This window comes from Microbacterium sp. CFSPD4_SD4 (assembly GCF_057364585.1).
This window is the reverse complement of the sequence record NZ_JBNFOC010000011.1, coordinates 1-13067: the sequence shown is the minus strand read 5'-3', so window position 1 is coordinate 13067 and position 13067 is coordinate 1. Positions and strand designations below refer to the sequence as shown.

Below are 13067 nucleotides of genomic sequence, written 5' to 3'. Positions count from 1 at the left end.
ATCAGCGGGAGTGCCTGTGCGGGAGTGCCTGAATCGGCGGGAGTGCCTGTGCGGGAGGGTCAGAGGGTGCGGCTGCGCGGCATCAGGCGCACCGGGGGAAGCGGCGGCGCAGGGATGCGCTGGTCGTGCCCCTCGACGACGCCGAACCGGGGGGATGCGGCCTCCCAGTCCTCGCGGGCGGTGGCGATCTCATCGTGGGAGCGCCCGGCGAAGTTCCACCACATGACGATCTCGTCCTCGAACGGCTCACCCCCGAGGAGGAACAGCAAGCCGCCCTCACTGCTGGTCACCTCGACGCCGTCGCGGGAATCGCCGAGGTAGAGCATGTCGTTTCGGGTCATCGCGTGCTCGGGGACGGCGGCGTCGCCCTCGACGAGGAGCAGCGCGTGCTCCCACTCCGGCCGCAGCGGCAGGCGCACCGTGGTTCCGGCGGGCACGACGATCTCCGCCCCGACGATCGGCGTGTGCACGGTCGCCGGCGAGCGCACGCCCGCGAACTCGCCGAGCACGACCGTGGCCGTGGCGTCCGATCCGGTCGCGGCCGGAAGGGTCGTCGTCGGCAGGTCGGTGTGCCGCTCGAAGCCGCCGTCCCCGTGGCGCGCGCACTCCGGGAGCACGACCCAGAACTGCAGCGCATCGAGCGGAACGGGCTCGTCGCCGATGGAGTACTCCGAGTGCGAGATGCCGTTGCCCGCCGTCATGAGGTTGAGCTGTCCGCGCCGGAGGTCGGCATCGCTGCCCAGCGAATCGCGGTGCCGGATCTCGCCGACCAGCGGCCAGGTCACGGTCTGCAGACCGATGTGCGGATGCGGCTCGACGCGCATCCGGGTCTCGGCCGGGCCGAACCGGTCGAGGAAGCACCATGCGCCGATGGTGGGGAGGTTGCGATGCGGCAGCACCCGCAGCACCTCCATGCCGCGCACACCGCCGAGCGGCACCGCCCGGGGTTCGAGGACGAGGCGGCGCTGCCCGATCATTCCGCCCTGCCCGTGGGGTCCTCGTCCGCGCCGGCCGACTCCTTCTGCACCGGGGCGTCCGCCGTCGAGCCCGGGCGCTGCGGCCAGCGGATCTCGGCGCCGGGCACCTCGTGCGTCTGGAGGTACTTCGCGATGTACGGGCAGAGCGGCACGATCGCGTCGCCCGTCGACGCCACGTCGGTCAGTGCCGCCGCGGCGAGCTTCCCGGCCAGGCCCTGGCCCTGGAAAGCCGGGTCGATCTCCGTGTGCAGGAAGCGGATCGCGCCGGGGCGGGTGTCGAACTCGGCGAACCCGGCCAGCACGTCATCGGAACGGATCTCGTAGCGGGAGGCCTCGTCGTTGCGGGTCACGGTGATGTCGGTCATCGGATGCTCCTTCCGGCGTCTGGAACCAACCTACGCCCGGGATCGACGGTGCGGGCCTGTGGACGTCGCCGTGCCGCTGTCCGTCGGGGTGATTACGCTGGAGGGATGCCGCAGACTCCCCGCGATCCGTACGACGGATGGATCCCCGAGCCGGACGCGGCATCCGACCAGCCCTGGGACGACGGGTGGGAGCCGACCGAGCCGCCGGAGCCGATGGACTGGGAGCCGCAGGGCGCGGGCTTCGAGCCGCCCCTCGACTGGGGTCCGGGTCCGACGACCGCGGTGACCACCGCGCCGACCGTCCGCCGCGCCACACCCAGCCGGTATGCGACGGCCCGCGAGGCACTGCACACCGTCTTCGGCTACGACGACTTCCGCGGCGACCAGGCGGCCATCGTCGAGCAGGTCATCGGCGGCGGCGACGCCGTCGTCCTGATGCCCACCGGCGGCGGCAAGAGCATCACGTACCAGGTGCCCGCTCTCGTGCGCGAAGGCACCGGACTCGTCATCAGCCCGCTCATCGCGCTCATGCACGACCAGGTCGACGCGCTGCGCGCCAACGGTGTGAAGGCCGCGTACCTCAACTCCACCCAGTCGATCGAGGAGCGCCGCGAGGTCGAGCGCGCCTATGTCGCCGGAGAGCTCGACCTCATCTACGTCGCACCGGAGCGGCTGTCGAGCGCGCAGACCACCTCCCTCCTGCAGCGCGGCACGCTCAGTGTCATCGCCATCGACGAGGCGCACTGCGTGTCGCAGTGGGGCCACGACTTCCGGCCGGACTACCTCGCGCTCGGCGACCTGGGCGAGCGGTTCCCCGGCGTCCCCCGCATGGCCCTGACCGCCACCGCGACGCGGGCCACGCACAAGGAGCTCACCGAGCGCCTGCACCTCGACGCGGCGAAGCACTTCGTGGCGAGCTTCGATCGCCCCAACATCCAGTACCGCATCGTCCCGAAGGTCGATCCGCGCAAGCAGCTCGTGCAGTTCATCCGGTCGCAGCCCGAGGGGGCGGCGGGCATCGTCTACGCGCTCAGCCGCAAGTCCGTCGAGCAGACGGCGACCTATCTCGCCGCGCAGGGTCTCGACGCGCTGCCGTACCACGCCGGTCTGCCCGCCGAGGTGAGGGCGGCGAACCAGTCGCGCTTCCTCCGTGAAGACGGCGTGGTGATGGTGGCGACCATCGCGTTCGGCATGGGCATCGACAAGCCCGATGTGCGCTTCGTCGCCCACATCGATCTGCCGAAGTCGGTCGAGGGGTACTACCAGGAGACCGGGCGCGCCGGCCGCGACGGTGAGCCGTCCGTGGCATGGATGGCGTACGGGCTCGGCGACGTCGTGCAGCAGCGCCGACTGATCGATCAGAGTCCCGGCGACCGCACCTTCAAGATGCGCATGGGGCAGCACCTCGATGCGATGCTCGCGCTGTGCGAGACGGTGGAGTGCCGCCGGCAGAACCTCCTCGGGTACTTCGGTCAGGAGTCGCAGCCCTGCGGCAACTGCGACACGTGCCTCGACGACACGGCGACCTTCGACGGGCTCGTCCCCGCACAGAAGCTGCTGTCCACGATCGTGCGGCTCAAGCGGGAGCGGAATCAGGCCTTCGGTGCGGGCCACCTCATCGACATCCTCCGCGGAGCCTCGACCGAGCGCATCCGCCAGCAGCGGCACGACGCCCTCGCGACCTACGGCATCGGCGCCGACCTCTCCGACCAGGACTGGCGGAGCGTGGTGCGCCAGCTCCTCGCCCGGGGCATCCTCGTCGCGCAGGGCGACTACGGCACGCTCGCACCCGGAGAGGCCGCAGCCGGGGTGCTGCGCGGCGAGACCGCGGTACCGCTCCGGAAGGACACGATCGGACGCCCGTCGTCGCCGTCCCGCGCCCGGAAGGCGAGTGCCGCCGACGCCCTCGACGCCGGAGACCGGGAGCTGTTCGAGGCGCTGCGGGCCTGGCGCGCCGAGACCGCCAGAGAACAGGGCGTCCCGGCGTACATCGTCTTCGGCGATGCCACGCTCCGTGCGCTCGCCGAGCATCGGCCGACCTCGCACGCCGACCTCGATGGCATCACCGGCATCGGTGCGAAGAAGCGCGAGGCCTACGGCGACGGCGTCCTCGCCGTCATCGCTGCCTCCTGACTCCGACCCACCCCCTTCCGCGCGAGCCACCCCTGTGCGGACGCACGCAACGGGCCGGGACGCACGGAACGGGGTGGGTCGACGGAGCTCCGAACGGGGAACCTGTCGCGAGCCGACAAGGACGGGCGCAGACGGGGCGGCCAGTCGTTGGAGGATGCGGACAGGGGACTTCGTGCGGTTTTGTCGCACACCTACCATGAGAGGCATCCACTTTCGTCTCTCCGAGAGGAACGCTCATGGTCGACGCCGCCGTCCGCCCTTCGACGACACCTGACCCGCGCGAGAGCGCGACCGCCCCGCGGATCGATGTCGCCCGCCTGAACGACGCCCTCATGGGCACCTGGGGCGACGTGCGCCGCCAGGCCCGCGAGATGATCAAGGACTCCGCGTTCTGGCGGAAGGACGAGCTCGGCAAGGACGACCACCGCGAGCGCGTGCTCAGCCAGCTCCACCTCCTCGTCGACAACAAGGCGTGCACCGGGCGTTCCCGAAGCGCTTCGGCGGCGAGGAGAACAACGGCGGCAACATCGCCGGGTTCGAGGAGCTCGTGGCCGCCGACCCGAGCCTGCAGATCAAGTCGGGTGTGCAGTGGGGGCTCTTCGGCTCCGCGATCCTGCAGCTCGGCACGAAGGAGCACCACGACAGGTGGCTCCCCGGTGTCATGGACCTGTCGATCCCCGGCGCGTTCGCGATGACCGAGATCGGGCACGGCTCCGACGTCGCCGCGGTCGGCACCACCGCCACCTACGACCCGGAGACGGAGGAGTTCGTCATCCACACGCCGTTCCGGGGAGCTGTGAAGGAGTACCTCGGCAACGCGGCGCTGCATGGCATCGCGGCGACGGTCTTCGCCCAGCTCATCACGAACGGCGTCAACCACGGCGTGCACTGCTTCTACGTGCCCCTGCGCGGCGAGGACGGCGTGGATCTGCCGGGCATCGGTCGCGAGGACGACGGTCTCAAGGGTGGACTGAACGGCATCGACAACGGCCGTCTCTCCTTCGACCAGGTGCGTATCCCGCGCACGAACCTGTTGAACCGCTACGGCGATGTCGCTGCGGACGGCACCTACTCCAGCGCGATCGACAGCCCCGGCCGCCGCTTCTTCACGATGCTCGGCACCCTCGTGCAGGGACGCGTCTCGCTCGACGGCGCCGCCTCCTGGGCCTCCGCGCTCGGCCTGCACATCGCGATCACCTACGCCACGCAGCGTCGCCAGTTCGACGGGGCGGACGGGCAGGAGGTCGTGCTGATGGACTACGGCAAGCACCAGCGCCGTCTGCTCCCGCGCCTGGCCACCACGTACGCGCAGATCTTCGCGCACGACGAGTTCCTGCAGAAGTTCGACGGCGTCTTCTCCGGTCGCACCGACACCCCGGACGACCGGGAAGACCTGGAGACGCTCGCGGCCGCGCTCAAGCCGCTGTCGACCTGGCACGCGCTCGACACCCTGCAGGAGGCCCGCGAGGCGTGCGGCGGCGCCGGCTTCATGTTCGAGAACCGGCTCGTCGGACTCCGCGCCGACCTCGACATCTACGTCACGTTCGAGGGCGACAACAACGTCCTGCTCCAGCTCGTCGGCAAGCGGCTGCTGACCGACTACGCGAAGCAGTTCCAGGGCAAGGACGCCGCAGCGCTCGCGCGCTACGCCGTCGGCATGACGGCCGGCAAACTGTTCCACGGCGCAGGGCTCCGTCAGCTCGGCCAGGCGGTGACCGACTTCGGTCAGGTCGCCCGGTCGGTGGAGCGCGGACTGCGCGAGGAGCAGCAGCACGACCTCCTCGCGGGGCGTGTGCAGCAGATGGTCGCCGACATCGCGACCCGGCTGCGGGCCGCCGGCAAGGACAAGGTGCTCGGGGCGCGGCTGTTCAACGAGAACCAGGCCGAGCTCATCGAGGCGGCCAGGGCGCACGGCGAGCTGCTGCAGTGGGAGGCCTTCACCGACGCCGTCCATGCGATGGACGATGCCGAGACGAAGAAGGTCATGACCTGGCTCCGCGACCTCTTCGGTCTGCAGCTCATCGAGAAGCACCTCGCCTGGCACCTCATCCACGGGCGGCTCTCCACCCAGCGGGCGGCGGCGGTGTCGAGCTACATCGATCGGCTGTGCGCGCGCCTGCGTCCGTACGCGCTCGACCTCGTGGACGCGTTCGGCTACGAGCCCGAGCACGTGCGGGCTCCCATCGCGAGCGGTGCGGAGAAGCAGCGGCAGGATGAGGCCCGCGCGTACTACGCCGACCTCGAGGCGACCGGTCAGGCTCCCGTCCTGGAGAAGACCCTCAAGCGGCAGAAGCGCTGAGCCGTCGGCCCGGGCTGCACAGACGGCCCTCCGGACAGCGGATTCATCGGCGGGGGCGGATAGTCTCGGCGAGTACCGACCCGAGGAGCAACATGTCGACCGTCACCGCCTACGCCGCCCCCGCCGAAGCCGCCCCGCTCGAGAAGACCGTCATCGAGCGCCGGGAGCTGGGCCCGCACGACATCCTCATCGACATCGCCTTCGCCGGTATCTGCCACTCCGACATCCACACCGTGCGCGGAGACTGGGGTCCGCAGCAGTACCCGCTCGCCCCGGGACACGAGATCACCGGAACGGTCGCCGCGGTGGGGTCCGAGGTCACGAAGCATGCCCTCGGCGACCGCGTCGGTGTCGGCTGCCTGGTGAACTCGTGCCGGGAGTGCGTGTACTGCCTCCGCGGCGACGAGCAGTTCTGCACGCAGGGCGCCGTCGGCACCTACGGGGCGGTCGACCGCGACGGCACGATCACCCAGGGCGGCTACTCCGAGCAGGTCGTCGTCACCGAGGACTTCGTGCTGCGGATCCCGGACGCCCTGCCCCTGGACGCGGCGGCTCCCCTGCTGTGCGCGGGCATCACCACGTACTCGCCGCTGCGGCATTGGAAGGTCGGCCCCGGCACGCGCGTCGCGGTGGTCGGACTCGGCGGCCTCGGTCACATGGGCGTGCAGATCGCGCATGCCCTCGGCGCGGAGGTGACCGTGCTGTCGCAGACGCTCGCGAAGCAGGACGACGGCCTCCGCCTCGGCGCCGACCGCTACTTCGCGACGGGCGACCGCGACACCTTCCGCGACCTGAGAGGCTCCTTCGACGTGATCCTCAACACCGTGAGCGCCGTCATCGACCTCCGCTCCTACCTCGGGCTGCTCGACGTGGACGGCACCATCGTGTGCGTCGGTGCTCCGGCGGAGGCCCTCGCCCTGAACGCGGGGTCGCTGATCGCCGGACGACGCTCCATCGCCGGCTCGAACATCGGCGGCATCCGGGAGACCCAGGAGATGCTCGACTTCTGCGCGGAGCACGGCATCACGGCGCAGATCGAGGTCATCCCCGCGTCGGCCATCAACGACGCGTACGAGCGCGTCCTCGCGTCCGACGTCCGCTACCGCTTCGTCATCGACGCCGCCACCTTCGCCGACTGACCCCGCCCCGTCCCGGTCCCGCTCCGCCGCACCCGGTGCCGGATCAAAAGCGCGCCCCCCACCCTCGCGAGGCGCGATATCCATCCCGGTCCCGTCCCGCTCCCGTTCACACTCCCGTCTCGCTCCCGCTCCCGTCCGGTGCGGGATCAGAAGCGCACCTCTGGTGCTCACACGAGGGACCCTTTTGACCCCGGTCCCGTCCGAGCTGCCCGGAGCGCTCCGGTCTTTCCGCCCGGCCCGTTCCGTCCGGTCCGTCCGAGGCGCCTTCCTGATCCGTCACGGAGGACCTCGGTCCGCTGCCTCCGCGGTCGGTGTGGGATGGGAAAGGTGCCGGAGTTCCGTGTCGGGGGGGGGGGGGGGTCGGTTTTGATCTCGCGTCCGAGGGGCGGGTGCGGGATGGGAAAGGGGCCGCGGATCTGCGTCGAAGGGCCCTTTTCGATCCCCCGTCGGAGGTGGGCGTCGGGGCGGGATGGAAAACGGGCCTGGGGAGGCGGGGGGAGGGGCGGAAGTGAACTCGGACGGGGGACGCGGGACGAGGGACCGGGGCCGGGGGTGTCGGTGGGGGTGGATACGGTGAGGGGATGACCTCCCTCCTCCTGGGGCCCGACTCCCGCGCGCGCTGCGCCTGGGTCGGCGACGACGCAGAATACCGCCGGTACCACGACGAGGAGTGGGGGACGCCGCTGCACGGGGACCGCGCGCTGTTCGAGAAGATGGCGCTCGAGGGGTTCCAGGCGGGGCTGTCCTGGATCACGATCCTGCGCAAGCGCCCGCGGTTCCGCGAGGTGTTCGCGGGGTTCGATCCGGAGGCGGTGGCGGCGTTCGACGAGGCGGACGTGGAACGCCTCATGGGCGACCCCGGCATCATCCGCAACCGCGCCAAGATCCTCGCGACGGTCGGCAACGCCCGGATCGTGGAGTCGATGGCGGACGGAGAGCTCGATGCCCTCATGTGGTCGTTCGCCCCGCCGGCGACCGGAGCACGGCCTCGCGAGTTCGCCGACGTCCCCGCGGTCACGCCGGAGTCGACCGCGCTGAGCAAGGAACTGCGACGCCGGGGTTTCCGCTTCGTCGGGCCGACGACGATGTACGCCCTCATGCAGTCCGCGGGCATGGTGGACGACCACATCGAGGGGTGCTGGAAGGCCTGACGCCTCGACGGAGAAGAGCGCGGGGCCACACGCCCTCGCCCGATATACTCGGCACATCGGGGGATCCCCCGGCGCACGACGCCGGGTGGCTGCAGGCGCGCGGTCTCCCATCAGACCGTGAGGAGCAGGAGTGGCAACGCGCATGGCAGCGACACCGCCGACGCTGGCGGGGTACAGCTATGTGCGTCCGCTCGGGTCCGGTGGATTCGCCGATGTGTTCCTCTACGAACAGGACATGCCGCGCCGCGTCGTCGCCGTCAAGGTCCTGCTCGCGGATGCCGTGAACCCCGAGGTGCTGCAGACCTTCAACGTGGAAGCCGACATCTCCGCGCGGCTGAGCGCCCACCCGTCGATCGTCACCATCTACCAGGCGTCGATCTCGGCGGACGGGCGGCCGTACTTCGCGATGGAGTACTGCCCCGACACGATGAGCGCGCGCTACAAGAAGGCCCCGCTCCCGCTCGCGGAGGTGCTCGACATCGGCGTCCGCATGGCCGGCGCGCTGGAGACCGTGCACCGGGCCGGTCTGCTGCACCGCGACATCAAGCCGTCGAACGTGCTCATCAACTCGCTCGGCGCGCCCGTGCTGGCCGACTTCGGCATCGCCGCGGCCGTCATCGAGGAGGGCGAGGGCGAGACCATCGCGATGTCCGTGCCCTGGAGCTCCCCCGAGGTGCTGCAGGAGCGCGTGTCCGGATCCATCCCCAGCGAGGTCTGGAGCCTCGGCGCGACGCTCTACACGCTGCTCGCCGGCCGCAGTCCGTTCGAACGCGCCGACCGCGGTTCGAACTCGCGCGATCAGCTCACCGACCGGATCATCAAGGCGCGCTACACCGCGGTGCCCGTCCCCGGCATCCCGCCGATCATCGACGACATCTTCGCGAGCGCCATGCACCGTGACCCCGCGAAGCGGCCGGCGAGCATGGCGGAGTTCGCGGAGAAGCTGCGCTGGGCGCAGTATGAGCTCGGCATCTCGCCGACGGCCTTCGAGGCGGCGTCGTCGGAGTGGGCGGCGGCCGCGCCGGTGAACTTCTCGGACACCGCCGTCCGCGGACCGGTCATCACGACGGTCGCACCGGACTCCCGTCGGGCCGCCCGCGCCGCTCAGGCCCAGGCCGCCCCGCGCGACCGCGACGACATCCCCGCGGGCCCCCGCGGCCGCAGCCGTTCGCCGCTGGTCGTCGGCATCGTCGGAGCGGTGATCGGTGCCGCCGTGATCGCGGGCCTCGGGACCGCCGCACTGTTCCTCACCGGGGTCCTCTGATGGCAGCGGGGAACCGTGCCAGGGCGGAGGCCGCGCGCCCGTTTCGGGGGCGGCTGATCGCGCTGGTCTCCGGGATCCTCGCGCTCGTGGTCGTCGTGGCGCTCGCGGTGACGGCCCAGGGGTATCAGTCCCAGGAGGTGCCGCGACTCGAGCCCTCGGTCTGGGTCATGCGCGACAGCGGGCAGTACGCCCGCGTCAACACCGAACTCGCCGAGATCGACACGGTCCGCGACGTCGACGACCCCGAGGCGGTCTGGCAGAGCGGCTCCAGCACCGTGCTGTTCGCGCAGGGGAACCGGCAGCGGTGGGACGTCGATCCGGCCAGCCCGGCCGATCTGCTCTCCGACAGCTCGGAGGAGGGGACGCCGCTCGCTTCGCAGCCCACGCCCGCCGGGACCCGGGACGTCCTCTCCGCCGGGCCCTATGTGGCCTACCGCACCGACACCGGGCAGGTGTCGGTGTCGACCCTCGCGGCCGGAGCGGGCACGGCCCTCGTCGACCCCTTCGCCGAGGTCGAGGTCGAGGAGGGGGAGGACCCGCCGACCTACACCGCCGATGCGATCGGGCTGTCGCCGGATGGCCTGCTCGTCCTCTACTCGGCGGACCAGCAGGCCGTGCGCCGCTTCGACATCGACGAGCACCGGTTCCTCGGGGACGAGTCCCCCGTGGCCGATGCGCCGGAGGCGGGCGAGGGACTGGCGATCGCGGTCGTCGGCGAGCGCTGGGCGATGCTGCAGCCGAGCTCGGGTGCACTGTGGCTCTCCGGGCGCGATGCGGCGGTCACCCTCGACGTCACCGAGGACGCACGCCTGCAGCGCGGTGCCGCCGAGGGCGACGCGGTGCTCGTCGCCGACTCGGACGGCCTCGTCTCCGTGGACCTCGCGTCGGGGGAGGCCGACCGGGTGGCCGAGGCCTCCGGCGTCCCCGCCGCACCGGTCACGGTCCGCGGGGAGACCTACGCGGCGTGGCTCGACAGCGGCGGCGGAACCCTGTGGAGCGCGGGGGAGACCACCCCGCTGCAGGTCCCGGACGAGACGCTCGACGCGGCCGCCATCGACCCGGTCTTCCAGGGCAACGGCGATCGCGCGGTGCTGGTCGAGAAGGGCACCGGCCTCATCTGGACCGCGCCGGAGGGCGTGCTGATCCCGCTCGAGCAGTGGAAGATCGAAGACGACACGGAGCAGCAGGAGGGCACGATCGTCGTCGAGGACGTGGCGGAACAGCTCCCGCCGGTCGCCGTCGACGACGCGTTCGGCGTGCGGGCCGGGGAGCAGGTCATCCTCCCCGTGCTCTTCAACGATCACGATCCGAACAAGAAGGACGTCCTCACGATCGACCCGGACTCGGTCGCCTCCGGGCTGAGCGACCCCGACTTCGGGGATCTGTCGCTCGTGGCGAACGGTCAGTCCCTGGTCGTGAACGTGAAGGCGGGCTCCGGGCAGACGAGCTTCACCTACGCCGTGACCGACGGCGCCGCCGTGTCGCCCCCGGCGACTGTGACGCTGACGGTGGTCGATCCCGGGGTCAACTCCGCCCCGGTGTGGTGCGGTGTCGACGCCTGCACCCAGGAATGGCCGACACCACAGATCCTCGCCGGCGGGAGCACGATCGTCTCGGCGCTCTCCGGATGGGTGGACCCCGAGGGCGATGCGTTCGTCCTGAGCGACGCGTACGAGACGGACTCCTCGTCCCCGGTGATGGTGGCCCCGATGGCCGACGGCCGTGTCGCGATCCGGCACACCGACCCCAATGCCGCGGACGCCGTGATCTCGGTCACGGTCGTCGTGCAGGACGTGCACGGGGCGACGGCGGAGAAGACCATCGAGGTCCAGGTCAGCGGCAGTCCGGCGTTGCAGGCGTCGGCCGTCGCGGTGACCGCGCGCGTGGGCGAGCGGCAATCCCTGCGCATCTCCGATCACCTGTCCGGAGGGTCGGGCTCGTACCGCCTCGTCGACGCCGTCCAGACCGCCGCGACGGCACAGGGCTTCGAGGTCACCCCGAACGCGGCCTCCGGCACCGTCGATCTGACCGCCGCCGAGCCGGGGCAGTACGTGGTCACCTACACCGCGCAGGACGTCACGACCCAGGCCGAGCAGTCCGCGGTCATCCGGATCACCGCTGTCGACGGCTCCGCGGCGCTCGCGATGGCGCCGCTGACGGCGTTCGTCCGCGAGGGCGAGGACACGACCGTCGATGTCCTCGGCGCGGTGCAGAACACCAGCGGACGGGTGCTGCTGCTGTCCGACGCCGTGAGCTCGACGCCGCAGCTCAACGTGCGCGTGGTCGGCAACGAGAGCCTGCGGGTCAACGGCACGACCGAGGACGGCGAGCCCGGCCTGATCGGCAAGGCCACCGTCACGGTGGCAGACGGCGCGGGCGGGGCCGTGCAGGGCACCGTCAGCGTGTTCCTCACTCCGCCGTCGACGGTCACCCGGCCGATCGTCTTCCCGGATGCGGTGACGGTGCGAGCCGGTTCGCTCACGCGCATCGAAGTGGCGGCCAACGATGTGGCGCCGCGCGGGGAACCGCTCCTCGTGCTCCCGGAGGTGACCGGATCCGGCGAGCCGGACGAGCTCGTGTTCGCCGACCGCAACGCACTGCGCTATCTGGCGCCGAAGACTCCCGGCACGTACCGCCTGACGTACTCCGTCTCCCTCGAACGGAATCCGTCGCTGTCGGACGACGGCGTCGTGACGGTCACGGTCGTGCCGCCGGGCACGAACCGGGCCCCCACGCCGACGCCGCTCACCGGCCGCGTCCTGAGCGGCCAGACGGTCTCCATCCCGGTGCCGACGACCGGGATGGACGGCGACGGCGACCGCGTGGTGCTGTCCGGCGTCGAGCAGCCGAAGAAGGGCGGCGGCACGGCAACCATCTCGGCGAACGGTGAGGCGATCGTGTACCGCGCGCCGGCCGGAGGCGTCGCCGGCGGCCAGGTCTCATTCCGCTACAGCGTCCGTGATCCGCAGGGCGAGGAGGGGAGCGCGGCCGTGCGCATCGGCGTCCTCGATGCGGACGTGGACGACGCCGCCCCTGTGACCTTCAGCGACTACGTCCGCGTCGAGGCGGGATCCCGCACGCCGGTCGTGCTGGACCCGCGCTCGAACGATCTCGACCCGGCGCAGAGCGAGCTCGAGATCACCGAGCTCGTGCCGAACGCGCCGCCCGTCAAGGGGAATCCGCTGTACGACCGGCTCAACGCGCTGATCGACTCGGACACCTCGCTGAAGGACGGCCGGGTCGTGCTGCGTGCCGGCGAGACCGCCGGCACCAACTCGTACTTCTACACGGTGAAGTCGTCGCGCACGGGGAGCACGGCGCAGGGCCTCATCGTCGTGACCGTCACCGACGGCACGGTCGCCGATCAGCCGGTCATCGCGGACACCGTGCTCACCGCGCGCGACCGCGACGATCTCGCCGACCGCGGCATCGATGTCGTGACCGACAGGGTCCGCTGGCCCTCCGGCGACGTCGGCTCGCTGCGGCTGCGCCTGTGGGGAGAGCAGCCGGGCTATTCGGTGCAGGGGAACCGCATCGTGGGCACCGCGCCGAAGGAAGGCGCCCTGGTGCCCTTCCAGCTCACCGGAACGGCAGCGAACGGACGCAATGTCGCCGCCTACGGCTTCCTGCGCATCCCGGCGTTCGACGACATGCAGGTGCAGCTCGTCCCCGGTGCGACGCCGGTCGTCGTGGACGAGGACGCGGCCGTCTCCTTCGCCGTGCAGGACTACGCCGACCT

At 71.3% G+C, this 13067-nt stretch carries 7 protein-coding genes and 1 pseudogene; 6 read left to right on the top strand and 2 right to left on the bottom strand.

Going from position 1 to position 13067, the window contains the following annotated elements; genetic code table 11:
• Positions 1-59: 59 nt before the first annotated feature.
• Together AC2W7E_RS13975 and AC2W7E_RS13970 are read right to left on the bottom strand one after the other, a co-directional pair.
• Positions 60-977 carry a pirin family protein gene (locus AC2W7E_RS13975; RefSeq protein ID WP_485989353.1) on the bottom strand — a complete coding sequence of 306 codons (918 nt, stop codon included), beginning with the start codon at positions 975-977 and terminating at the stop codon, positions 60-62.
• Positions 974-1342 (bottom strand): GNAT family N-acetyltransferase, encoded by a 369-nt coding sequence (locus AC2W7E_RS13970; protein ID WP_025104661.1) that lies wholly within the window; start codon positions 1340-1342, stop codon positions 974-976. The genes AC2W7E_RS13975 and AC2W7E_RS13970 overlap by 4 nt, the downstream gene beginning before the upstream one ends.
• A gap of 105 nt (positions 1343-1447) precedes the next feature.
• Here AC2W7E_RS13970 and recQ point away from each other — a divergent pair, with 105 nt between their 5' ends.
• From recQ to AC2W7E_RS13940, 6 genes and pseudogenes are all read left to right on the top strand, one after another.
• Entirely contained in the window at positions 1448-3475 is a 2028-nt protein-coding gene (gene recQ, locus AC2W7E_RS13965; RefSeq protein WP_485989352.1) for a DNA helicase RecQ, read from the top strand.
• A gap of 236 nt (positions 3476-3711) precedes the next feature.
• Positions 3712-5774 (top strand): annotated as a pseudogene (locus AC2W7E_RS13960) (acyl-CoA dehydrogenase family protein).
• 92 nt (positions 5775-5866) lie between these two features.
• Entirely contained in the window at positions 5867-6913 is a 1047-nt protein-coding gene (locus AC2W7E_RS13955; protein ID WP_371512831.1) for an NAD(P)-dependent alcohol dehydrogenase, read from the top strand.
• A 581-nt stretch (positions 6914-7494) separates the two neighbouring features.
• A complete protein-coding gene (locus tag AC2W7E_RS13950) occupies positions 7495-8064 on the top strand; it encodes a DNA-3-methyladenine glycosylase I (protein ID WP_485989351.1) in 570 nt (189 codons plus the stop codon).
• A 130-nt stretch (positions 8065-8194) separates the two neighbouring features.
• On the top strand, positions 8195-9328 hold the full coding sequence (locus AC2W7E_RS13945; RefSeq protein ID WP_485989350.1) for a serine/threonine-protein kinase: 1134 nt from the start codon (positions 8195-8197) through the stop codon (positions 9326-9328).
• The coding region (locus AC2W7E_RS13940) for an Ig-like domain-containing protein (RefSeq protein WP_485989349.1) at positions 9328-13067 on the top strand (3740 nt) is incomplete at its 3' end. The genes AC2W7E_RS13945 and AC2W7E_RS13940, both read left to right, overlap by 1 nt.